Annotated in this window: 23 protein-coding genes; 14 read left to right on the forward strand and 9 right to left on the reverse strand. The window is 34.1% G+C overall.

Features of this window, described 5'->3' with window-relative positions; all coding sequences use genetic code 11:
* The first annotated feature begins 19 nt into the window (after nucleotides 1-19).
* From porV to AAYQ19_RS09505, 7 genes are all read left to right on the forward strand, one after another.
* Nucleotides 20-1219, forward strand: coding sequence for a type IX secretion system outer membrane channel protein PorV (gene porV / locus AAYQ19_RS09475; protein ID WP_343535986.1), 1200 nt, complete (start codon nucleotides 20-22; stop codon nucleotides 1217-1219).
* A gap of 74 nt (nucleotides 1220-1293) precedes the next feature.
* Nucleotides 1294-1776: a cytidine deaminase gene (cdd, locus tag AAYQ19_RS09480; protein ID WP_343535987.1), complete on the forward strand. Its 483-nt coding sequence runs from the start codon at nucleotides 1294-1296 to the stop codon at nucleotides 1774-1776.
* A gap of 158 nt (nucleotides 1777-1934) precedes the next feature.
* On the forward strand, nucleotides 1935-2933 hold the full coding sequence (pdhA, locus tag AAYQ19_RS09485) for a pyruvate dehydrogenase (acetyl-transferring) E1 component subunit alpha (RefSeq protein ID WP_026728681.1): 999 nt from the start codon (nucleotides 1935-1937) through the stop codon (nucleotides 2931-2933).
* A gap of 4 nt (nucleotides 2934-2937) precedes the next feature.
* Nucleotides 2938-4581 (forward strand): dihydrolipoamide acetyltransferase family protein, encoded by a 1644-nt coding sequence (locus tag AAYQ19_RS09490; RefSeq protein ID WP_343535988.1) that lies wholly within the window; start codon nucleotides 2938-2940, stop codon nucleotides 4579-4581.
* 91 nt (nucleotides 4582-4672) lie between these two features.
* On the forward strand, nucleotides 4673-6520 hold the full coding sequence (locus AAYQ19_RS09495) for a hydrolase/aminopeptidase (protein WP_343535989.1): 1848 nt from the start codon (nucleotides 4673-4675) through the stop codon (nucleotides 6518-6520).
* A gap of 331 nt (nucleotides 6521-6851) precedes the next feature.
* The gene (locus tag AAYQ19_RS09500; protein ID WP_343535990.1) at nucleotides 6852-7382 is read left to right on the forward strand and encodes a carboxymuconolactone decarboxylase family protein; all 531 of its coding nucleotides are present in this window, start codon (nucleotides 6852-6854) and stop codon (nucleotides 7380-7382) included.
* A gap of 99 nt (nucleotides 7383-7481) precedes the next feature.
* The gene (locus tag AAYQ19_RS09505) at nucleotides 7482-8360 is read left to right on the forward strand and encodes a helix-turn-helix domain-containing protein (RefSeq protein WP_343535991.1); all 879 of its coding nucleotides are present in this window, start codon (nucleotides 7482-7484) and stop codon (nucleotides 8358-8360) included.
* On the opposite strand, the gene AAYQ19_RS09510 is transcribed toward AAYQ19_RS09505, so the two are convergent.
* A complete protein-coding gene (locus tag AAYQ19_RS09510; protein WP_343535992.1) occupies nucleotides 8357-9601 on the reverse strand; it encodes a glycosyltransferase in 1245 nt (414 codons plus the stop codon). The genes AAYQ19_RS09505 and AAYQ19_RS09510 overlap by 4 nt on opposite strands.
* A gap of 114 nt (nucleotides 9602-9715) precedes the next feature.
* Between AAYQ19_RS09510 and AAYQ19_RS09515 the strand changes: the two genes are divergently transcribed.
* The gene (locus AAYQ19_RS09515; protein ID WP_343535993.1) at nucleotides 9716-10297 is read left to right on the forward strand and encodes a MiaE family protein; all 582 of its coding nucleotides are present in this window, start codon (nucleotides 9716-9718) and stop codon (nucleotides 10295-10297) included.
* A 47-nt stretch (nucleotides 10298-10344) separates the two neighbouring features.
* Nucleotides 10345-13101: an AsmA-like C-terminal region-containing protein gene (locus AAYQ19_RS09520; RefSeq protein ID WP_343535994.1), complete on the forward strand. Its 2757-nt coding sequence runs from the start codon at nucleotides 10345-10347 to the stop codon at nucleotides 13099-13101.
* Between the two features lie 356 nt (nucleotides 13102-13457).
* On the opposite strand, the gene rpmA is transcribed toward AAYQ19_RS09520, so the two are convergent.
* Complete coding sequence (gene rpmA / locus AAYQ19_RS09525; RefSeq protein ID WP_012023622.1) at nucleotides 13458-13718, reverse strand: 50S ribosomal protein L27; 261 nt, start codon at nucleotides 13716-13718, stop codon at nucleotides 13458-13460.
* Between the two features lie 24 nt (nucleotides 13719-13742).
* Nucleotides 13743-14180 carry a 50S ribosomal protein L21 gene (gene rplU / locus AAYQ19_RS09530; protein WP_026728576.1) on the reverse strand — a complete coding sequence of 146 codons (438 nt, stop codon included), beginning with the start codon at nucleotides 14178-14180 and terminating at the stop codon, nucleotides 13743-13745.
* Nucleotides 14181-14456: 276 nt separating this feature from the next.
* Here rplU and AAYQ19_RS09535 point away from each other — a divergent pair, with 276 nt between their 5' ends.
* On the forward strand, nucleotides 14457-15779 hold the full coding sequence (locus AAYQ19_RS09535; RefSeq protein ID WP_343535995.1) for a M16 family metallopeptidase: 1323 nt from the start codon (nucleotides 14457-14459) through the stop codon (nucleotides 15777-15779).
* 13 nt (nucleotides 15780-15792) lie between these two features.
* Entirely contained in the window at nucleotides 15793-17841 is a 2049-nt protein-coding gene (locus AAYQ19_RS09540) for an insulinase family protein (protein ID WP_343535996.1), read from the forward strand.
* An 86-nt stretch (nucleotides 17842-17927) separates the two neighbouring features.
* Here the strand turns inward: AAYQ19_RS09540 and AAYQ19_RS09545 are convergent, their stop codons facing one another.
* Complete coding sequence (locus AAYQ19_RS09545) at nucleotides 17928-18794, reverse strand: DMT family transporter (protein ID WP_343535997.1); 867 nt, start codon at nucleotides 18792-18794, stop codon at nucleotides 17928-17930.
* Between the two features lie 99 nt (nucleotides 18795-18893).
* On the opposite strand from AAYQ19_RS09545, the gene AAYQ19_RS09550 reads away from it, so the two are divergent.
* The 3 genes from AAYQ19_RS09550 (at nucleotide 18894) to AAYQ19_RS09560 (ending at nucleotide 20299) form a co-directional block, all read left to right on the forward strand.
* Nucleotides 18894-19271: a heavy-metal-associated domain-containing protein gene (locus AAYQ19_RS09550; RefSeq protein WP_343535998.1), complete on the forward strand. Its 378-nt coding sequence runs from the start codon at nucleotides 18894-18896 to the stop codon at nucleotides 19269-19271.
* 553 nt (nucleotides 19272-19824) lie between these two features.
* Nucleotides 19825-20007, forward strand: a complete 183-nt coding sequence (locus tag AAYQ19_RS09555; RefSeq protein WP_343535999.1) for a hypothetical protein — start codon at nucleotides 19825-19827, stop codon at nucleotides 20005-20007.
* Nucleotides 19979-20299: a hypothetical protein gene (locus AAYQ19_RS09560; RefSeq protein WP_343536000.1), complete on the forward strand. Its 321-nt coding sequence runs from the start codon at nucleotides 19979-19981 to the stop codon at nucleotides 20297-20299. The genes AAYQ19_RS09555 and AAYQ19_RS09560 overlap by 29 nt, the downstream gene beginning before the upstream one ends.
* Nucleotides 20300-20682: 383 nt before the next feature.
* On the opposite strand, the gene AAYQ19_RS09565 is transcribed toward AAYQ19_RS09560, so the two are convergent.
* From AAYQ19_RS09565 to mutY, 5 genes are all read right to left on the reverse strand, one after another.
* Nucleotides 20683-21174 carry a PH domain-containing protein gene (locus AAYQ19_RS09565; protein ID WP_343536001.1) on the reverse strand — a complete coding sequence of 164 codons (492 nt, stop codon included), beginning with the start codon at nucleotides 21172-21174 and terminating at the stop codon, nucleotides 20683-20685.
* A gap of 92 nt (nucleotides 21175-21266) precedes the next feature.
* A complete protein-coding gene (gene gldD, locus AAYQ19_RS09570) occupies nucleotides 21267-21827 on the reverse strand; it encodes a gliding motility lipoprotein GldD (protein ID WP_343536002.1) in 561 nt (186 codons plus the stop codon).
* Nucleotide 21828: 1 nt separating this feature from the next.
* On the reverse strand, nucleotides 21829-23124 hold the full coding sequence (locus AAYQ19_RS09575) for a gliding motility-associated protein GldE (RefSeq protein ID WP_343536003.1): 1296 nt from the start codon (nucleotides 23122-23124) through the stop codon (nucleotides 21829-21831).
* A 23-nt stretch (nucleotides 23125-23147) separates the two neighbouring features.
* On the reverse strand, nucleotides 23148-23588 hold the full coding sequence (locus AAYQ19_RS09580) for a single-stranded DNA-binding protein (protein WP_343536004.1): 441 nt from the start codon (nucleotides 23586-23588) through the stop codon (nucleotides 23148-23150).
* 36 nt (nucleotides 23589-23624) lie between these two features.
* Nucleotides 23625-24671 (reverse strand): A/G-specific adenine glycosylase, encoded by a 1047-nt coding sequence (gene mutY, locus AAYQ19_RS09585; RefSeq protein WP_343536005.1) that lies wholly within the window; start codon nucleotides 24669-24671, stop codon nucleotides 23625-23627.
* Between the last annotated feature and the right edge of the window lie 128 nt (nucleotides 24672-24799).

Below are 24799 nucleotides of genomic sequence, written 5' to 3' on the forward strand. Positions count from 1 at the left end.
AAAAACATTAGTCCCATAAATGAAAAAAATATCACTTTTATTAATTTGCCTTTTAATTATATCCTACGCAAAAGCCCAGGATCGACCAATAACCACTGGTGTTCCCTTTTTATTAGTAGCCGCTGACGCAAGAGCCGCAGGTCTAGCAGACCAGGGTGTAGCTACATCGTCTGACGTTTTCTCTCAGCAATGGAATCCTGCTAAATATGCATTTTCTACAGATGCACAAGGACTTTCTATCAGCTATACCCCTTATTTAACAGATTTGGCCAATGACATTTCACTTGGACAATTAACGTATTACAATAAATTTAGCGACCGAAGCGCTTTTGCAGGAAGTTTTCGCTATTTCGGGTTTGGAGACATCGAGCTAAGAAGAACTGGCGACCCAAACGAAGTTCCAAATATTGTATCACCTAATGAATTTGCATTAGATGGATCATATTCACAAAAATTAAGCGAAACCTTTTCGATGGCTGTTGGAGCAAGATATATTCGCTCTAATTTAAAAGTTGCCTCAGAAGATGTAGATGCCACTGCTGGAACATCGTTTGCTGTTGATGTTGCCGGATTTTACCAATCTGAAGAAATCGCTTATACTAATTTTAACGGTAGATGGAGAGCAGGTTTCAATTTTCAGAATATGGGACCAAAAATCAGTTACGACAATGATGATTTAAGCCAAAACTTTTTGCCTGCTAACATGCGTTTAGGGGGAGGATTTGATTTTATTCTTGACGACTACAACAAATTTGCAGTTAGTCTTGAATTTACAAAATTACTTGTGCCTACTCCTCCAGGACAACAAGAGGCGGTAGATTTAAACGGAGATGGTGATTTTACAGACCCAGGAGAAAGCGCACAGGAACAAAGCACAATTGCCTACAACAAATACAATGATATAGGTTGGTTCCAAGGAATGTTTAAATCTTTTGGAGATGCTCCAGGCGGATTTAGCGAAGAAATAAAAGAGGTTACTTATAGCCTAGCTGGAGAATATATGTACCAAGATTCTTTTGCATTTCGTGCAGGATATTTTCATGAAAGCCCGCAAAAAGGAGCAAGACAATTCTTTTCTTTAGGCGCTGGTTTCAAATACAACATCGTAAAAGTTGATGTTTCGTACTTATTCTCAACTTCAAAAGTTAAAAATCCGTTAGAAAACACACTTCGTTTTTCTTTAACGTTTAACTTTGGAGACAAATATGAAGAATATTAAACGATCTAAATAAAAAACAATAACAATCCAAATTTCTATTTTTAGAAATTTGGATTTTTTTTCCCATAAAAACAATGAAAGAAATAAGCATTACATCATCCTTTACAATTTACGACAGCATCAATGAGCTTTCTCAAGATGTACAGGATTTAATGAATCAGGCAATTGAAATTCGTAAAAAAGCTTATGCCCCTTATTCTCAATTTAGAGTTGGAGCAGCGTTGCTTCTAGATAACGGAAAAATAATTTTAGGCTCAAATCAAGAAAATGCAGCTTATCCATCAGGATTATGCGCCGAAAGAACTGCTATTTTCTACGCAGGAAGCGCATATCCCGAAGCCAAAATTCTAAAAATTGCCATTTCAGCAGCTTCTGATACAAATCAAACCACTGCTCCTATTCCACCGTGCGGTTCTTGTCGTCAATCAATTGCAGAGTACGAAATTAAGCAAGACACCCCTATAGAAATCTATTTTATGGGCGAAATTGGCGAAGTTTACAAATCGGCATCCCTTAAAAATTTGCTTCCTTTTATGTTCGATAAAAAGTTCTTGTAAAAAAAAGCCAAAAAGTAGCGTTTAAATTTTAGTTCTTAAATGTAATGTCTTATTTTTGCATCCCGACCTTTCGGGCGCAAATTTGTGGGAGGAAACTATTTTGCGTTATAGGCAACAATTGATAACACAAACAAACTTTAGCAAAAGAAAGAATTCAGATGAAAGAAGTTACAAAAGAGGTGTATTTAAAGTGGTACGAAGACATGCTACTTTGGAGAAAGTTTGAAGACAAACTTGCAGCATTATACATTCAACAAAAAGTTAGAGGTTTTTTACACCTATATAATGGTCAGGAAGCTGTATTAGCGGGAGCACTTCACGCTATGGACCTGACTAAAGACAAAATGATTACTGCTTACAGAAACCACGTTCAGCCAATTGGTATGGGCGTTGATCCAAGAAATGTAATGGCAGAGCTTTTAGGAAAAGCGACTGGAACTTCTAAAGGTATGGGAGGTTCTATGCACATTTTCTCTAAAGAGCATGGTTTTTACGGAGGACACGGAATCGTAGGAGCTCAAATTCCTGTAGGAGCTGGTATTGCTTTTGCAGACAAATATTTCAACACTGGCGGTGTTACTATGACTTATTTTGGTGACGGTGCTGCTAGACAAGGTTCTTTACACGAAGCCTTCAACATGGCTATGTTATGGAAACTTCCGGTTGTATTTATCGTTGAAAACAACGGTTACGCAATGGGAACTTCTGTAGAAAGAACTGCAAACCACACTGACATTTGGAAATTAGGTTTAGGATACGAAATGCCTTGCGGACCTGTTGACGGAATGAATCCAGTTAAAGTTGCTGAAGCTATGCACGAAGCTATTGAAAGAGCGCGTCGTGGAGACGGACCAACTTTCCTTGAAATGAAAACATACCGTTACAGAGGACACTCTATGTCTGATGCACAATTATACCGTTCTAAAGAAGAGGTTGAAGAATACAAAAAAATTGACCCAATTACACAAGTTCTTGATGTAATCTTGGATCAAAAATATGCTACAGAAGAAGAAATCGAAGTAATCGACCAAAGAGTTAAAGACTTGGTTGAAGAGTGTGCGAAATTCGCTGAAGAATCTCCATACCCAGACTTACAACAATTATACGATGTAGTATACGCACAAGAAGACTATCCATTTACACCTCATAAACTATAACATCATGGCGATTAAAGTAACAATGCCTCGTTTGAGCGATACTATGACGGAAGGAACGGTAGCGACTTGGTTAAAAAAAGTAGGCGACAAAATTAGCGAAGGAGATATCCTTGCTGAAATTGAAACAGATAAAGCAACAATGGAGTTCGAATCTTTTAACGAAGGAACTCTTTTACATATCGGAATTCAAGCTGGAGAAACTGCTCCAGTTGATTCATTATTAGCAATCATCGGTAACGAAGGAGAAGATATTTCTGCTCTTTTAGCTGGTGGTGATGCTCCTGCTGCTGAAGCTCCAAAAGCGGACGCTCCTGCTACTGAAGCAAAAACTGAAACTGCAGCTCCTGCAAAAGCAGCGGCTGAATTGCCAAAAGGAGTTGTAGTTGTAACTATGCCTCGTTTGAGCGATACTATGACTGAAGGTACAGTAGCTAGCTGGTTGAAAAAAGTTGGCGACGCTGTAGCTGAAGGTGATATTTTAGCAGAAATTGAAACAGACAAAGCTACTATGGAGTTTGAGTCTTTCAATGCTGGTACATTATTATACATCGGAATTCAAGAAGGAAACACTGCTCCTGTTGACAGCTTATTAGCTATCATTGGGCCTGCTGGAACTGACATTTCTGGAATTGCTGAAAATTATACTGCCGGAGGTGCTGCACCTGCAAGCGCTCCTGCTGCTGAAGAAACAAAAGCTGCGCCTGCTGCTGAAAAAGCAACTGAAACTGTAGCTGACAATTCTAACGGAGGAAGAATTTTAGCTTCTCCTTTAGCTAAGAAAATTGCTTCTGACAAAGGAATTCAATTATCTCAGGTTAAAGGTTCTGGAGAAAACGGACGTATCGTAAAAAGCGATATCGAAAACTTTACTCCATCTGCTCAAGCACAAACTGCTGCTTCTGCTCCCGCTGCTAAACAAGAAGCATCTGCTCCTGCTGCTCCAAAAGTATTTGTTCCTGCTGGAGAAGTTTACACAGAAGAGATCAAAAACTCTCAAATGCGTAAAATTATTGCAAAACGTTTATCTGAATCTTTATTTACTGCTCCTCACTACAACTTAGTGATTGAAGTAAGTATGGACGAAGCAATGCAAGCTAGAGCTGCTATCAATAGCGTTCCTGATACAAAGGTATCTTTCAATGATATGGTAATCAAAGCTTGTGCTTTAGCATTGAAAAAACACCCAAAAATCAACTCTACTTGGAAAGAAGATGCTATCATCATCAACCACCACGTAAACATTGGTGTTGCAGTAGCTGTTGAAGACGGATTAGTAGTTCCTGTATTGAAATTTACAGATGCTATGAGTTTATCTCAAATTGGTGGAAGCGTAAGAGATCTTGCTGGTAGAGCTAAAAACAAAAAATTGGGACCACAAGAAATGGAAGGAAGCACATTTACAGTTTCTAACCTAGGAATGTTTGGTATTACTGAATTTAATTCAATTATCAACCAACCAAACTCTGCAATCCTTTCTGTAGGTGCAATTGTTGAGAAACCAGTAGTTAAAAACGGTCAAATCGTAGTTGGAAACACGATGATGTTATCATTAGCTTGTGACCACAGAACAATTGACGGTGCAACTGGAGCTCAGTTCTTACAAACATTAAAACAATACATCGAAAGCCCAGTTACAATGTTGGCGTAATCTTTGTTAATTTTATAATTAAATCCCGTTTTGTTTATTCAAAACGGGATTTTTTGTTTAATTTTCATCTTCAAATTCAATACCTCACAATATGAAGAAACTAATCCTCGTTGCTTTATTTCTTACAGCGATTGCTTGCCAGAAAAAAGAACAAACCGAAAAAACAACTGCTGTTGTTGATGAACACAGCTATTCTAAACCAGAACTTGCTGTTGCAAAACATCTTGATCTAGACATTAAAGTCGATTTTGACACACAGACTATTTCAGGAAAAGCATCTTGGGCCATCGATAACATCAGCAAAGGAAACGAAATTATTTTCGACGAAAACACTCTAAACATTATAAAAGTAACTTTAGGTGATGACGAAAAAGAAACCAAATTTGAACTTGGAAAAGACACTGAATTTCACGGAAAACCGCTTCACGTAACTATCGAACCAAACACAACTAAAGTAAACATTTATTACAACACAACGAAAGATGCTGTTGCTTTACAATGGTTGAAGCCAGAACAAACTGCAGACAAAAAGAAACCATTTTTATTCTCTCAAGGAGAAAGCATCTGGTCTCGTACTTGGATTCCGTGTCAGGATTCGCCAGGAGTTCGTTTTACTTATAATGCAAAGGTCACGGTTCCTAAAGATTTATTAGCCGTAATGAGTGCTGTAAATCCGCAGAAGAAAAATGACACTGGAGTTTATACTTTCAAACAAGACAAAGCAATTCCGTCTTATTTAATGGCTATTGCTGTTGGAGATATTGAATTTCAAGCTATAGACAAAAGAACTGGAGTTTACGCAGAACCATCAATGTTGAAAAAATCAGCTTGGGAATTTGCTGAACTTGGAAATATGGTTAATGCTGCTGAAAAATTATACGGACCTTACCGTTGGGAACGTTATGACGTTTTAGTTTTGCCACCAAGTTTTCCTTATGGAGGAATGGAAAATCCAAACCTTACTTTCTTGACTCCTGGTGTAATTGCAGGAGATCGTTCGCTAACAAGTTTATTAGCACATGAATTAGGACACAGCTGGAGCGGAAACTTAGTTACAAATGCTACTTGGGATGACATTTGGTTAAACGAAGGTTTTACAACTTATGTAGAACACAGAATTGGAGAAGCTATTTTTGGAAAGAAAGAATTTGAAATGCAAAACGTTATCACCAATAAAGAATTAACGGACAATGTCGCTGAATTCGGGGATACAAATCCAGATACCAGATTAAAAGTTAGTTTGACTGGAAGAAATCCTGACGACGGAATCAGCCAGATTCCTTACGTAAAAGGATATGCATTTTTGAGAGTTATTGAAAATGCCGTTGGACGTGACAAATTTGATCCGTTTATTAAAAATTACTTTGATTCTCATGCTTTCCAATCAATTACAACAGAGGATTTCGTTAAATATTTGAATGAAAATTTAATCAAAGACGATAAAGCTTTGGCAGATAAAATTCAATTGGAAAACTGGATTTACAAACCAGGAATCCCATCAAACATTCTTCCAGTTAGTTCTCCTGATTTTGATGCGATTGACGCTATCCAAAAAAGCTGGAGAGAAACTGGCGTTGCTGGATTAAGCAAAAAAATCACAACTACAGCAGAAAAACAACACTTTATAGATCATCTTCCGGCTGATATTACAGTTGCTGAAATGGACGCCATTGACAAAGAATTCAACTTTACAAAAGGTGGCAATTTTATCATCAAACGCCAGTGGTTTGTTCAGGCATTGCGTCATCAATATAAACCGGCTTATCCTGCAATTGAGCAATTTTTAATTGGAATCAGTAGAACTGGATCTGTAATGATGCTTTATAAAGAAATGGTTAAAACGCCAGAAGGAAAAGTTTGGGCAAAACAGGTTTTTGAAAAAGCAAAATCTGGTTATCATGCTACGACTATTCAAGCTGTTGAAGGAATCCTAAAATAATATCCCGTAGGGATTACATATTGGTAGAAAAAATTTCCGATCGTTTTTATTGTCCCGTTAGGGACTACACCAATTCTCCGGAATGTGTAGTCCCTAACGGGACAAATTATTTAATGCAACCGTTTTTCTACCGATATGTAATCCCTACAGGATAAAATTGTTGTTAATCCCTATTACAAATTGTAATTGACGGATTTTTTATTTCCCAAAATCATTAGGGAAAATTATCCATCACATAGCGTCAATCCTCCATGTTCTAAGATTTGTAATCGTTACAACTTTGTAATGTCAAAAGACAACAACAAATAATAACAATTAAATATCAAATAAAATGGCACGATTAACAGCTTTAAACCCAGAAGAAGTAACAGGAAAAACTAAAGATTTATTCAACGCTGTACAAGCAAAATTAAGCGTTGTTCCAAACATGATGAGAACAATGGGAAATTCTCCAGCAGTTCTTGAAGGCTATCTAAATTTAAGTGGTGCATTAAGCCACGGAAAATTAAGTGCAAAAACTGGCGAATTAATAGCTCTGGCAGTTTCAGAAAGCAATTCTTGTGATTACTGTTTAGCAGCTCATACTTTCATTGGAGAAAAATTAATTAAAGCAGATCCGGCAGTTTTAAAAGCGGCAAGATTAGGAAATTCTGATGATGCTAAAACAGAAGCAATTTTACAGTTGGCTAAAACTTTAATCAGCAAAAATGGTTTAGTAAATGACGAAGATGTAAACAAAGCTAAAAACGCAGGAATTTCTGAGGCTGAAATTGCAGAAATTATTGGTCATGTAGCATTAAACGTTCTGACAAATTACTTCAATAATGTGGCAAATACTGAAATTGACTTTCCAACAGTTTAATCAAGATTTACGCAATCATTATAACAAAAATCAATTTATAAAGATAGTTGTGAATTTATTTGATGACTATCTTTATATTTTCTAAAAATGAAATAAATCATGAGTTCGCAAAATGTTTTTACTTTAACAAATCCGCAGAATGGCAATTTAGCTTTTAAGATTCTTTCTTTTGATGATAACAGCCATTTTGATCATTTACAGCGCAACAATTATTACTCTTTAATTTGGGTAACCAAAGGAAAAGGCAAAGTAAAAGCTGATTTTGCAGAACATCATTTTGAAGAAAACTCACTTCTTGCCTTTTCGCCGTATCAGCCATTTATGCTTTGTGTGAGCGAGCGAATTGAAGGGATTGCGATTCATTTCCACCCTGATTTTTATTGCATCCACATGCATCAAAAAGAAGTTTCTTGCAATGGCGTTCTATTCAACAATATTTACCAGCCTCCTTATGTAAAAGTTACAGAGCAAGCTTCCCTAACTTTTAATATGGTTATTGACCAAATGAAAACGGAGATTCAGAATGCAGAATTAGCGCAATATGAACTGCTTATTTCGTATTTAAAAATCTTTTTAATTACAGCTTCAAGGTTAAAAACAGAGCAATTAGAGGAAATGAAATCGGTTCCAGATTCTAAAGAACCTATTATTCTTCAAAACTTAAAAGACGCTATTGAACTGAATTTCAAAACCAAACATTCGGCAGGAAATTATGCTGATTTACTAAATATTTCTCCTAAAACTTTGGCCAAATTATCTAAGAATTATTTCAACAAAACGTTGACCGATTTAATTTCGGAACGAATTATTATCGAAGCCAAAAGAGAATTATACCTCACCAACAAAACAGTCAAAGAAATTGCATACGAATTGGGTTATGATGACGAACATTATTTCAGCCGTTTCTTTAAAACCAATGCTGATGTTTCACCACAGATGTATCGCGAAACAGTAGGTTTTGGAAAAATGCAGGCTTAATTTTTATTCTTCTCCTCAATCCATTTTGACATGTACATTGTGCTTTTATAGGCATGATGTTGCAGCAAATTTCCCATAAAATTATGTAGACGATGATTTTCAGAATCCGCCAAAAGTGAGTTTGTCAATGCAATCAATTTTTCAGCATAAGCACTTTTTTGATAACATTTATTGATAATTGCGATTCCGTTTTTTTGAGATTGTTTCCAAAGATTTTCATCTTGATAAAGTGTAATTGCTTTTTTAGAAAATTCCGCAGGATTATCTTCAATAAAACCATTCCAAGGTAAATTTTCATGCATAGCTTCAGAACCAACTGAAGTGGTCACACTCGGAGTTCCGCATTGCATGGCTTCTAATAATTTTCCTTTTAAACCGGCCCCAAAACGAATTGGCGCCAAAACAACTCTTGATTTTTTCACAATTTCATTAGCATCTTCCGCCCTTCCCATGATATAAAAACCATTTTTAGGCTGATGCAATTGCAGTACTTTTTGCGAAGGATACGCGCCATAAACTTCTAAAACAGCTTCTGGAAAATCTTTTTTTATAGAAGGCCAAATTGCTTCTTTTAGATATTGAACGGTATTCCAATTTGGTTCATGAAGAAAATTCCCAATGAAAACAAAGTTTTTCCTTTCTTCAAAAGAAGGCAATTCCGAAAGCTCTCCTTCTTTCATTTCATCAACCAAAAATGGAAGATAAAAAAGCAATTCTTCATTGATTTTGAAAACATTTTTCAGAACATTCATTTCAAAATCAGAAATAATCAGAGACAAATCACATCTTAAAATACTTGCTATTTCTCGTTTTGCCACTTCTTCAGATAATAAATCTTGAATTTCAAAAGTTCGGTTTTCTTTAAAAGCTTTTTGCCTAGAAGTTCTCAAACAATGTAAATCTTCTGTATCCAAAATTCGGATTGCCTTTGGACATTTCTCAATCACGCGCCATCCAAACTGCTCTTCAATCATAAAGCGATCAAACAAAACAACGTCTGGATTTAATTCCAAAACAAAATCATCAAAACTCGAAGAATTGAGTTCGATGCTCTTTTTGGTCACTCCAAATTCAGACAAATCAACCATAAAATCACTATCCTGTGCTGCGCTGGCAAAAGTAATTTCGAATCCGCTTTGCTTAAAAATCGAAATCAACTGCATCATTCGCCCACCCGCGGCCGAAGAATTTGGCTCAGGCCACACAAAGCCAATAATTAAAAGTTTTTTTTGCTGTTCCATTTTATTTGGTTTCATTTTACAAAATAATGCTTTTTTGAACGTTTTTGCACCATATTTCCTGACTTTTGGTGGTAAAAAAAGACTAATTTTGCAGCATATAAAATTACCGCTGTCATGTTAGGATTAAAATTAGCCACAGACCCACGCTGGGTAAACATAGTCGAATCAAACATCGAAGAAATTTTAACGGATCACGCTTGGTGCGAACAAAAAGCCGCTTCAAATGCCATTAGCATTGTTACTTATAACTCTGAATTAGAGGAATTAGTAACTGAAATGCTTGAAATTGCCAGAGAAGAATTGGAGCATTTTCAAATGGTTCATAACATCATAAAAGAACGCGGACTTACTCTTGGACGCGAAAGAAAAGATCATTACGTAAATGAACTTTTTAAATTCATGAAAAAAGATGGCAGTCGTCGAGACGCACTTTGCGATCGCTTATTATTCTCGGCAATGATCGAGGCAAGAAGCTGTGAACGTTTTAAAGTACTTTCTGAAAACATTAAAGATGAAAAATTGGCTAAATTTTATCGTGATTTGATGATTTCTGAAGCAGGGCATTATACCACATTTTTAGGATTTGCCCGAAAATACCAAGACAATATCAACATTGACAAACGCTGGAAAGAATGGATTGAATACGAAGGTTCGATTATTACCAATTATGGTAAAAACGAAACTGTTCATGGATAAATAAAATCCATGTTTTTCATCATTTTTTCTAATCTAAATATTTTATCATGTCCAAAAGCAAAACCAAATCCATTTTATTAAAAACTGCAAAATATCTTGGAATAACTTTCGTGGTTATTTTAGCACTGCTTTTTTTGACTCCGATTATTTTTGCAGATAAGATTAAAGAACAAATTAAGAAAACAGCAAATGAAAAATTGAGCGCAGAACTGAATTATTCTGATGTTTCGGTCTCGTTTTTCCATCATTTCCCATCACTTACTCTGACTTTAAGCGACTTAAATCTGAATGGATCTGCGCCTTATGCTAATGAAAAATTCATCACAGCAAAAGAAGTTTCATTCGGAATAAATGTTGCGAGTTTGGTTTTCAGCAAAACGGTAAAGATTGACCAGATCTATTTATCAGATTCGTTTATCAACGTAAAAGTCAATGCAAACGGTGAAGCAAATTACAACATTTACAAATCTAAAGCCTCTTCAAAACCGCAAGACAGCACCGAAACCGCTTTAAAACTGGAACGTATTCAAATTCTAAACAGCAAATTAATTTATGACGATCAATCGACTAAAGTTCATTTGGATGCGTTTGGATTTAATTATTTAGGAAAAGGAGATTTAAATCAATCTGTTTTTGATTTATATTCGAAGGCCAAAATCGAAAAATTGAATGTGATTTATGAAGATGAACCTTACTTAATGAACAAAAAGGTTGATGCCGACTTGATTACGAAAGTAAATGTGAATTCGTTATCGTTTTTCTTCCAACAAAACAACTTGAAAATCAATCAACTTATTGTAGATTTTAAAGGGAAATTTGACTTTTTGAAAGATGGCTACAACATGGATTTTGTTATAAAATCAAACAACAGCAACTTATATGATGTCTTTACAGCGTTTCCGCCAAAATACATCACATGGCTTTCTAAAACCGAATTGAAAGGAAACACCAATCTTTTACTAACATTAAAAGGCGATTATATTGCTTCGCAAAATATTGCCCCGGAACTTGATTTGGACGTAAAAATCGACAGTGGTTTTGTAAATTACAACAAAAGCGCGTTTCCGGTTTCAAATTTAAATTTGGATGTTAAAACAAGAGTTCCATCACTAAACCCTGATTTGGCAATTATTGACGCTAAAAATATATCCTTAAATATCAATCAGGATTATTTAAAATCCAAATTCTACGTAAAAGGAGTAAACACACCAGATATCAATGCCGATTTTAAAGCAAAAATTGATCTTGAAAAGCTAACAAAAGCACTTGGAATTCCTGATTTAGAACTAAAAGGAAGTTTGGTATCTGATATAAAAGCCGATGGAAAGTTTGATCAAAAAAACAAACTTTTTCCAGTTACGAACGGAAGCATTAATTTGGAAAATGGATATTTAAAAACTAAATACTACCCAAATCCAATTACAAATATTGTTGTAAAATCTCAAATCAACAATCAAAAAGGAACTTATGATGATTTAAAAGTAAAGCTAAAACCTGCGCAGTTTACTTTTGAAGGAAAACCTGTTTTTGTCGATGCTGATTTGAGCAATTTCAATGATTTAGCCTACGATATAAAAGCCAAAGGAGAATTAGACGTAAATAAAATCTACAAAGTTTTTTCGCAAAAAGGACTTGACCTAGATGGTTTTGTAAAAGCCGATGTTGTTTTAAAAGGAAAACAAAGCGATGCTGAAAAAGGCAATTACAGCAAGCTTCATAACAAAGGAACACTTGAGCTAAGAAATATTGGCATTTCATCTGAATATCTTCCTAAAAAATTCATCATTAAAGAAGGTATTTTTAAGATCAATCAAGATAAAATGTCCTTCAATAACTTTTTGGCATCATACGGGCAATCCGATTTTAGAATGAATGGATATTTACAGAATGTGTTTAATTATGCTACAACAAATACAGGCATTTTAAAAGGCGCTTTTACCTCTTCTTCAAAATACATCAATGTTGACGAATTCATGTCTAATACAGATCCAAACGCCTCTGTGAAAGAAAATTCGGCACCTAAAACTGAAACGAAACAAACCGAAACAAAACAAACCGGAGTGATTATCATTCCGTCAAACTTGAATCTGCAGTTTACTGCAAATGCTCAAAAAGTTAATTTTGACAAATTAAATCTGCAAAATGCAACTGGACATTTAAATATGAAAAATGGCAAATTGACGATGCAGAATACAGGCTTCAATTTAATTGGCTGCAATGTTACAATGAATGCCAATTACCAAGCAATAACGCCTCAAAAAGCAAATTTCGACTACGCCATAAAAGCAACAGATTTTGACATCAAAAGAGCTTATAATGAAGTTGAAGTTTTCAGAAAAATGGCCAGCGCTGCTGAAAAAGCGCAAGGAATTGTCTCTTTGGATTATCAATTAAAAGGCCGTTTGAATGGAAACATGGAACCCGTTTATCCTTCACTTGTTGGCGGCGGAACGCTTTCTGTAAAAGATGTAAAAGTTAGAGGATTGAAAATGTTCAGCGCAGTCAGCAAGGAAACCAATTCGGAGTCCATGAAAAATCCTGACGTCTCAAAAGTAGATATTAAAACCACAATCAAAAACAATATCATGACCGTAGAACGCTTCAAATTCAAATTTGCAGGCTTCAGACCAAGAATTGAAGGCACAACAAGCTTAGACGGAAAACTGAACTTAAAAATGCGTTTAGGATTGCCTCCTTTAGGCATCTTCGGAATTCCGCTTACGGTTACTGGAACGCAGGATAATCCAAAAATAAAAGTCGGCAAGAAAACCCAAGATTTAGAAGAAACAAAGGATACTGAATAATTAAATTTCAATTTAAAAATTCCAAATCCCAATTTATCGATACTGATTAACCTTTGTTAAAGCTTAAAACTTTGACAAAGGTTTTTTTATTACTTATTAATTTAAACAACAGTTTGTCATCTTGAGGAACAAAGAATCGCACGCGGAATTCACCGCAGCTTAACTACTGCGGAACTACTAATGTGATCCTTCATTCCTCAGGATGACAAACTAAGAAGCACAACAGAAAATCAAAAACATACTGCACGGAACTACTTGCTTCGTTCCTAGCAATGACATTCTCCGGAATATGTAGAAAACAAAAAACCCGTTCAATAATGAACGGGTTTTTTATAAAAAGTAATCTTTTGTGATTATTATGCCTCGAATGGGATAATAGAAACATAAGATTTGTTATCTCTTTTCTTTTGGAACTTAACAACTCCAGCTACTCTTGCGTGTAGTGTGTGATCTTTACTGATGTAAACATTTTCACCTGGATTGTGTTTAGAACCTCTTTGTCTAACGATGATGTTACCAGCAATAGCAGCTTGACCACCATAAATCTTAACGCCTAGACGTTTTGATTCTGATTCTCTACCATTCTTCGAACTACCGACACCTTTCTTGTGAGCCATGACGTATGAGTTTAAATATTGTTATTATTCTTTAGTAGTCTCTTTTTTTGCTTTTGGAGCTGCTTTTTTTGCTTTTGGAGCTTCAACTTCTTCAGTTGCTGCTTCTTCAGCTACAACCGCTTTTTTAGCTGCTGCTTTTTTAGTTCCTCCTGCTGCAGTAATACCTTCAATTACAATTTGAGTAAGATATTGTCTGTGACCATTTCTTTTTTTGTATCCTTTTCTCCTTTTCTTTTTGAAAACGATAACTTTATCACCTTTTAAGTGTTGTAACACTTTAGCTTCTACTGAAGCACCTTCTATAGCTGGGGCGCCTAAAGTTACATTTCCATTGTCATCTAACAAAAGAACTTTGTCAAAAGAAACTTTTGAACCTTCTTCGTTAGCTAAACGGTGAACATAAACCTTTAAGTCTTTGCTTACTTTAAATTGTTGCCCTGCTATCTCTACGATTGCATACATATCAAATTGATTTATTGATTTTTAAGGTTGCAAATATACAACTAATAATTTACTACGCAATCCCTAAAAGCAAAAATATTTTTTTCATGTTTAATCGCTGTTTTCCAAGTCTTTTAAACAATTTTAAAATCAAAAACATAAGTAATTTTCTGTTAATTACAAGTGATAAATGCATAAATCTTCAAATACTACGTAAAAAATACTATTTTTGAAGTAACTATAATCAACTTTTAGCTACCTATTTATTTTTAGGTATCATAAATTTATTAATCTTATATGAAAAATTCGATAATGATGTTAAGTGCAGCACTAATGCTTGGCGGAGTAGCTCATGCTCAAAAGGTGGCTTTTGAAGAATATAATTTGGACAACGGAATGCATGTAATTCTGCATAACGATCCATCGGCGCCTGTGGTTATTACTTCTGTTATGTATCATGTTGGCTCAAAAGACGAGCGCCCTGACCGAACTGGTTTTGCACATTTCTTCGAACATTTATTATTTGAAGGTACTCAAAACATAAAACGTGGCGAATGGATGAAAATCGTTACGGCAAACGGAGGCGTAAACAACGCCAATACTTCTGACGACAGAACGTATTATTATGAAGTTTTTCCATCAAACAATTTAGAATTAGGTTTATGGATGGAATCTGAAAGATTGATGCATCCTATTATCAATAAGATTGGAGTTGATACGCAAAATGAAGTTGTAAAAGAAGAAAAAAGAATGCGTTATGACAATCAGCCATACGGAAATATTCTTCCAGAGGTCAAAAAGAATATTTTCAAAAACCATCCGTATCGCTGGACAACTATTGGATCTATGAAGGATTTGGATGCCGCAACTCTTGAGGAATTTCAGGCATTTAATAAAAAATTCTATACCCCGAACAATGCAGTTTTAGTAGTTGCTGGAGATTTCGACAAAACAAAAACTAAAGAATGGGTTCAGAAATATTTTGGACCAATTCCGAAAGGCGAAGTGCTGAAAAAACAGACTTTTACGGAAGAACCAATAACACAAACTATAAAAGCAACCTACGAAGATCCAAATATCCAAATTCCGATGGTTGTTGCTGCCTACAGAACGCCTTCGATGAAAACCAGAGATGCGAGAGTTTTAGATTTAATTTCTTCGTACTTAAGTGACGGAAAAAGCTCTAAACTTTACAAAAAAATAGTTGACGACAAAAAAATGGCACTTCAAATTGGTGCAGTTGGTTTTAGTCAAGAAGATTACGGAACCTATATTTTATATGGCTTGCCAATGGCCCCAAACACCACAGCAGACATTCTAAAAGAAATGGATGAAGAAATCGTAAAAATCCAAACCGATTTGATTTCCGAGAAAGATTACGAGAAATTACAGAATAAATTCGATAATAATTTTGTGAACGCCAATTCAAGCGTAGAAGGAATTGCAGAAAATCTTGCTTCTTATTACTTGCTTTATGGAGATGTAAATTTGATCAATACTGAAATTGATATCTACCATTCTATTACCAGAGAAGAAATCCGAGAAGTTGCGAAGAAATATTTAAATCCGAACCAACGTTTGATTTTAGATTACATTCCAACTGCAAAATCACAAAACTAAGAAGTATCGAATCATGAAAAAAATATATCTTTTTTTAATCCTTTTTTTCCTAAGCGGAATTATGATAGCACAAGATCGTCCACAACCAAAACCAGGAAACGCCCCAGTAGTCAACATTAAAAAGCCACAAACTTTTGTGTTGGCAAACGGCATGAAAGTTTTAGTTGTTGAAAACCATAAATTACCAAGAGTTAGCTTCAATTTGACACTAGACAATGCTCCTTTTACCGAAGGAAATAAAAAAGGTGTTGATGATTTAACGAGCAGCTTAATTGGAAACGGAACCAAAAAAACAACCAAAGAAGCTTTTAACGAAGAAATTGATTTTTATGGCGCAAACATCAATTTTACTTCGCAAGGCGCTTTTGCAAGCTCGCTTTCTAAATATTCTGGACGCGTTTTAGAACTTTTGGCAGAAGGTGCTTTACAGCCAAATTTCACTCAAACTGAATTTGACAAAGAAAAAGCAAAACTACTTGAAGGCTTAAAAGCAGAGGAAAAAAGCGTTCCTGCAATCGCCAATCGTGTCGTTGATGTTTTGGCTTTTGGCAAAAATCACCCATCAGGAGAATATCTTTCTGAAGAAACAGTAAAAAATGTAACACTTGCTGATGTTCAAGCAAATTACAACACGTATTTCGTTCCTGAAAATGCTTATTTAGTAATCATTGGAGATGTAAAATTCAAAGATGTAAAACCAGCAGTTGAAAAGCTTTTTGGCGGATGGAAAAAACAAGCGGCTCCAAAAAACACGTATCCGAATCCAGAAAATGCATCTAAACTTCAAATTGATTTTGTAGATGTTCCAAATGCAGTTCAGTCTGAAATTTCATTGGTAAACACCGTGAATTTAAGAATGAGCGATCCTGATTTTTTCCCTGCGGTAATTGCAAATCAAATTTTAGGAGGGGATTTCAACAGTTACTTGAACATGAATTTGCGTGAACAACACGCGTGGACATATGGTGCAAATTCAAGCATTGGAAGCGGAAAATATGTAACAAAATTCAAAGCTTCATCTGCCGTTCGAAATACAGTCACAGATAGTGCAGTTGTTCAATTTATCAAAGAAATCAAAAGAATCAGAACGGAAAAAGTATCTGATGATGTTTTGAAAAATGTAAAAGCGGGATATATCGGCCGTTTTGTAATGCAAGTTGAGAAACCACAAGCTGTTGCACGTTATGCTTTGAACATTGAAACAGAAAAACTTCCTGCTGATTTCTACGAAAAATACATTCAGACCATAAACAATGTAACCGCTGATGACATTTACCGTGTAGCAAACAAATATTTCTTGCTTGACAATATGCGAATTGTTATTGCTGGAAAAGGATCTGACGTGATTGCTGGCTTGGAAAAAACTCAAATTCCGATTTACTATTTCGACAAATATGGAAATCCAGTTGAAAAACCAGCCACCAAAAAAGAAGCTCCTGCAAGTGTTACTGCGAAAACAGTTTTTGAAAATTACATCAAAGCAATTGGAGGTGAAAAAGCCGTTACTTCTGTAAAAACACTTTTCATGAACGGAAGCACGACAATTCCACAAGCTCCTACTCCATTGACTTTTACTTCAAAATTAGATTCTAAAGGAAAAATGTTGGTTTCACTTTCAATGGGAACTATGAATTTGATGAAACAGGTTGTGAATGAAAAAGGCGCTTATATTGAACAACAAGGACAACGCAAAAATCTAGAAGGCGATGACCTAAAAGACATGAAAGCTAATGCAGCTCCATTTGAGGAATTACAATTGGTAAAAAGAACCGACTTGAAAGTTGACGGTATTGAACCAATCAACGGAAGCGACGCTTATGCGATTAAGGACGGAAAAACAACGTATTTCTACGATATTAAATCTGGATTAAAAGTTGCAGAATCTAAAGTTCGCGAACAAGGCGGAAAATCGATGACGCAAATCACCAATTTCAATGATTACAAAGAAGTAAAAGGCGTGAAAGTTCCTTTTAATCTAGTTCAGAATGTTGGTTTTGAATTGGACATCAAAATGTCTGACATTAAAATAAACGAAGGCGTTTCTGATGCAGATTTTTTATAGAAAGATACTAAGGGACTAAGCTACTAAGATGCTAAGTTTTTTATCCATAGGCTTTGTCAAAGTTTGAAACTTTGACAAAGCTTTTTTTATTTCTTAGCCGAAAGATAAACGCCAATCAAAATGACAAACGCTCCAAAAAACTGAATTGGCGTTAGAAATTCATTGTCTAATAATCCCCAGAAAAAAGCCACTATCGGAATCAAATACGTTACTGATGTCGCAAATACTGGAGAAGACATTTGGATTAATTTGAAGAACAAAATATTCGCAATTCCAGTTCCCAAAACACCTAGAATCATTACAAAAAATATGGAATGCTGTGTTTCTACTAACTGAATTTTAGAACTAATATCGGTTGTGCTCAAAATAATCAAAGCAGGCAAAAATAAAACCGTAAAATTTCCTGTCGTAATACTAACTGAATTGAGATCGTGCAAATATTTCTTGATTAAATTTACATTGATGGCATAACTTAAAGTCGCAATAACAACCAACAAAACATAGATGTAATTCTGAGTGCCACTCGTCGAATCACCATTCAAAACTAAAAGCAAACATCCCACAAGCCCTACAAAAACCCCTAAAACTTGTCGCTTTTGAAACTGAATCCCAAATGCTATAATTCCTAAAATCAAAGTATTTAAAGGCGTTAGCGAATTCAAAATAGCGACAATAGAACTATTTACCTGCGTTTCTGCAATTGCAAAAAGATAAGCCGGCATAAAAGTTCCGAAAAGCGAAGTAATGGCGACATATTTCCACTGACGGTGGGAGATTTTTTTCAGGCTTTTAAATCCTACAATCAATAGAAACAGCGCTGCGAAAATAATTCGGAAAGAACCAACTTGAATCGCAGTTAGACCAACTAATCCTTTTTTTATCAAAATAAAGGAACTTCCCCAGATCAAGGAAAGAATCGCCAAGTATATCCACTTTAACTGTTTTGTGTCCATAAATTGTATTTTACTGCAAATTTGTAATAATTTTGCGGACTGACCTCTCGGTTTTTATTAATTTTGCAACAAACATATTGACAATTTAAAACTACATATATGAAATTCACTAAAATAATAGCATCACTTGCCATCGCTGGTTTGGTTTTGGTAAGCTGTAAAAAAGAAGAAGATAAAAATCTAGCTAATTTCAAAAAAGAAGAAATAGTTGCCAAAGAACACAAAGCAATTGCTCCTGAAAATGTACAGACAGCAAGTTTTGAAATCGAAGGAATGACTTGCGCGATGGGATGCGCTAAAACAATAGAAAAAGAATTATCAAATCTTGACGGTGTAGAAAAAGCCACAGTGGATTTCGACAAAAAAACAGCCACTGTAACTTTTGACAAAACGATTCAAAATGAAAATTCTTTGACAACAGTTGTTCAAGGAACTGGAGACGGAAAAACATATAAGGTTTCGAAATTTAAGTCTTAAATTAGAATTCTAACACAAAAATGGCACTTATCTTAGGTGCCTTTTTTATTACCTTTATTTTCAAAATTGAAATTAGTTATGACCGATTTAGAATTTTACAATAGAAATAAAAACTTAAATAAAATTCGTTTTTTCATCAAAGAGAATATCGCAGAGAAAAACATTAAGCAGATTTACTATCTTAAATCAATTAATGAAATCGAGAATGAGAAAATTTTATCGCAATTAAAAAAAGCAATAAATTCAAATAATTTATTCAAACTAATTTTATTTAAAAATGATCAATCATATAATTTTTCAAAATTAGATAAAGAAGGAATTATTTATGCCCCCGAAACATTTTACGAATTATACCTCGTAATTGACAATAAAAACAATAATTACATAGCTATTATCAAGGAAAACTTGTTGTTCGCAGACAAACCTATCAATGAAATTGTATTTTTTAAAAAAATTAGACGTTTCAGCAAATTATACTTTTTAAGCAGAAAAAAAATACACCCTCTCTCTTTAGCCTGAACTTTTAGAAACTAATTTGATATCTTATTAAATCATGAAAAACACAATATTGATTGTAATTTTTTCTATTTGTCTTTTTTCTTGTAAAAAAGAAAATTCTACTGATACAGTTATAAAACCTACTGAAAGCTTAACGAATTCTGAAAAAATCAATCTAGACTATTTTGAAGCAATTCCTGACACTATTGATGGATGTAGTTATAGTTTTTGGATATGACTCTCTAAACAAATCATTACCCAAAGATATATTCGTTTCTAATATAACCGATTTTGCAATAATTAAAATAAATGGCAAAGAGGTCTATTTAAAAAAAGACACTATCGAAAGTAAACAGATTTCAGAAAAAAAATTTATCGACGTCTTCATTGGAAATGATTTCAAAACAATAATAAATTTTGAATTGTATAATCAAAAAGATGAATCTTGCGATTTTAAAGGAACATTAGAAATAGTACAGAAAAATAAATTTAAGCAAATTATAAAAATAAAAGGTCAAGGTGGGTGTTAAACAACATCTGTCTTATGCCAAGCTACTAACTGAGAAGTTGGGCAAATGCATAAGCAAAATGCTTTTAATCGAAAATCTCTAAGACAGACCCTATTATAAATGAGAAAAATTGGCAAAATATTTATTTATGCAATTGCAGGATTATTATTTATTTATTTTATGAATGAAATAATCTTCAAAGGCACTATTTGGATCATAAGCAAATTGTTCTTTAATGGAAATCAGACCAAAGGATTTTATACTTTTCTAATTTTAGTCTGCGTAATTTGGCTATTATACTACATCCGATCGCGCAGATCTACTGATCGTTAGCACAAATTGCAAAATCTGGGCTAACGTAACGCCATTTTTTAATTATTGCCTTGTCACAAATAGAATTAAAATTAAATCATAGGATAAAAAACTTTTTCTGTCTTTATTTTAACGTCATTCATATTCTCTTTTAACATCTCATCTATCTTACTAGAAACCAAAGAAGTAATCACAAAATAATTTCCATCTAAAAGTTCAATTTTCGCATAATAATAGGAACTGTATGTTAACCGAGAAGTACCTGTATTTCTTGTAAAAGAAGTAAAAAAAACAATTTCTTTTATGTCGTTATTCCTCACTTCTAAAATCTCTTTATTTTTAATTTTTACAATTTCATTTTTTCTTATTTCAAAAATTATATTCTTATTTTTTTCAAAATAATTTAAATGAAGAATAATTGGCGGAAAAAAAAACAATAAAGAATAAGGTATCAGAAAAAAAGGAACAACATTAGGCTCACATGCTTCCACTATTCCCAAAATTGCAATTGAACATATAACAGACATAACAATAAAATCAGTCAACATTTTAAGTTGACTAAAAAAATTTATTTTTAATTGCATAAGATTTTTAAATTAAATAATATAATCCTTTGCTAGCCCACGAACACAAGGATACAAATAAAAAAGGAATCTAAAATAGATTCCTTTTTTATTTATTTCCACTTCAAAGTTTCCATTAACCTTTGCATGTCGTTTTTAATATAACTAGCTGCCGGCATAACTGAATCAAAATTAGGTTTTGCATAAAAATACATTGAGCCTGTTATAAAGTGTTTTGTACTATCTGTAACGTAAAATTGTGAGTTTGTAGCGGCATTTCCATCCACTTGATAAAACATTCCATAAACCTTTCTTTCAGCATTTAAATAGGGTTGTTCTAGAATATCATCGGCTTTAATTACGTGCTCGTACGTAAGTTTTTGAGCATCTTTCAGCAATTTATTGATGTCTCCGTGAACAGGTTTATATGTCAAATAAATCGTAGCTTTCATTTTTGGATAGGTAATTGAAAAACCACAATCTTTTTCGCCTTTAATGATTGCCGTTTCATTCATATCAAAAGCAAACGGACAATTATTTTCAAAATGAACGTATTTTGCTTCCGGATAATCCAAACGCAGAAAACTTGCCGGTTTTGGCAAAACATCATCTTTACAGCTTACCAAAGTTAGAGTCAGTAAAATTACTGCCGTTGAAATTATCTTTTTTAACATTTTAATCTATCGTTACTTTTATTTGTTTTACACGCTTTTTATCTACTGTTTCTATGGTAAAAACGCAATTTTCAAAAGCTATTTTTTGATCTTTTTTCGGGAAATTCCCTAAGATTTCCAGAATAAATCCGGCTAATGTTTCGGCTTCGCCTTTTCGCGTGTCAAAAACATCTTCATCCACATCCACTATTCTGTAAAAATCTTTCAGATTTATTTTTCCTTCAAAAAGAAAATTCTTTTCATCTATCTGCGAGAAATTCACATTTTCATCATCAAACTCATCGCTGATATCCCCTACTATTTCTTCAATTACATCTTCTAAAGAAACTAATCCAGAAGTGCCACCATATTCATCAACCACAATCGCCAAATGGCTTTTAAGACTTTGGAAATCCTTTAATAAATTGTCCAATTTTTTATTCTCAGGAACAAAAAACGCTTCTCGCATCAAGGCTGTCCAATCAAATTCCTCTTTATCAATATGAGGCAGTAAATCTTTTACGAACAAAACACCTTCAATTTGATCTATATTATCTCTATAAATCGGAATTCTCGAAAAACCACTTTCAATAATTTTCGGATAAATTTCTGCAAATGTTTCTGAAATTTCCAAAGCAAAAACATCAATCCTCGGACTCATAACTTGCTTTGTATCTGTATTTCCGAAAGAGACAATTCCTTCCAGAATTTTCTGTTCTTCAGTCGATGTACCTTCAGAATCTGTCAGTTCTAATGCTTGCGAAATTTGATTTATTGAAAAATTATTCTTCTGTTTTCCCAATTTACGTTGCAAATATAAGGTAACAGCACGCATTGGCAAACTTATAGGTGAAAGTAATTTGTCTAAAAAAGCAATAGGATAAGCAACACGTTTAGCGAATTTTATATTGTTTCGGCTCGCATAAACTTTCGGCAAAACTTCAGCAAATAATAAAATCAGAAAAGTAACTAGAACAACTTCTAAAAAGAATTTAAAAGCGGGTGAAGTAATATGTGAAAATATATCTCGACCAATAAAAGAGAACAGAATAACAACACCGATATTTAGAAAATTATTCGCAACTAAAAGCGTTGCAAGCAATTTTTTAGGTTTATCCAAAAGGTTGGAAATGATTTTTCCTTTGGAAAGGTTTTCGTGCAAAGTTTCATCGATATCTTTTTGTGATAATGAAAAAAGCGCAACTTCGGCACCAGAAACAATCGCTGATAAAAACAGCAAAATAAATATTCCGACAAAACCAATAATTAAATTGATGTCTAAAGTAGTAGATAAAAGTAAACTGGGCTCTGGGTCCAAATTAAAAAAGATTAGTTAAACAATCAAAAAGGCAAGTCGTTTATAGGCAAACCTTCATTAGATGCATCAAAGGTAGCATTTTTTGCTGATTCCTGCTCTTGATTTGGCTTATGATTTCCGGTTTCTTTTTTGGTAGTCAAGAAAGTAAACTCCGTCACCTGAATTTCTGTAGTATATTTTGTGGTGCCATCTTCTGCTTGCCATTGGCGCGATTTAATTCGGCCTTCGACATAAATTTTATCTCCTTTGGATAAATATTTCTCGCAAATTTCGGCAGCTTTATTGCGCACAACTAGATTATGCCACTCTGTTGAAGTTATTTTTTCATTGGTGGTTTTATTAATATAAACTTCATTTGTAGCCAATTGAAACCGCCCGATGCAATTCCCTCCGTCAAAATAATGCATCTTTACATCATCGCCTAAATGGCCAATTAGCATAACTTTATTTAGTGTTCCGTTCATAGTTTTTGGTAGTATTTCTCCCAAAGATACATTTTTTTAGCAATTTAATTCTTGCTTTTCAATAAAATTATATATCACAATTGGAAACGGATTATTTTTTAACTCACTGTAACTCAAACCATTCTCAATTACTTCACTAATTCTGACCTTCCAGAACTGAATATGAAGATGTTGATGCGAAAGTTTGTGCAAAACAGCAGTTTCAGCACATTCTTCTATACCTATAATAGTATAGGACGAAAAAATATCATTTTGAACGGCTTTGGAAATCACTTCAAAACCCACAATATCATCAGTTTCCAATAGCGGAAATTCATATAAATTATGCCAAATTCCCTTTTCGGTTCTTTTTTGAATTAAAGTATTTCCCAAAGCATCTTCTAAAACCAAGTAATTAAAGAAGCGATTCGTCACTTTAGTCTTTTTTGATTTGACAGGCAAAACTGAAACTTTCTTTTTCTGTAAAGCCGCACAACTTGTATTAAAATCACATACCAAACAATTCGGACTCTTAGGTACGCACTGCAAAGCACCAAATTCCATTATAGCTTGATTAAAGATCGCAGGATTGTCTTTTGGCATTAATTCAAAAGCCAATTCAGCAAATTCTTTTTTTGTGGCTGGCAAGGCAATATCCGATTCAATATCAAAATAGCGCGAAAGCACTCGAAAGACATTTCCATCAACAACCGGAACTGCCTCATTATAAGAGAAAGAAGCAATTGCGGCAGCAGTATATTCCCCTACGCCTTTTAATTTTAATAAACTTTTATAGTTTTCAGGAAAAACACCGTTTAGCTCATTTGCAACATATTGAGCCGTTTTATGCAAATTTCGAGCACGAGAATAGTATCCTAATCCCTGCCAAAGTTTCAAAACTTGCTCTTCTGAGGCATTTGCCAAATCAAAAACGGTAGGAAATTCCTTCGTAAATGCAAAAAAGTAAGGCATTCCTTGCGCGACTCTAGTCTGCTGAAGCATTATTTCTGAGAGCCAAATCACGTACGGATCGGCTGTTTTACGCCACGGCAAATCGCGTTTATTTTGTAAATACCAATTTATCAATATGTTATAAAAATCCATCTGAAAATACTTAGAAAACAAAAGTAAATGTTTATGTAATTAAAATTTAACGATTTAGCTTGATTAATTATTTTTTTAATTCCTATATTTGCAAACTCAAAAAAATAGTACATCATTTATAAAATAAA

It is taken from the genome of Flavobacterium mesophilum (assembly GCF_039581405.1).
Taxonomy (GTDB): Bacteria; Bacteroidota; Bacteroidia; order Flavobacteriales; family Flavobacteriaceae; genus Flavobacterium.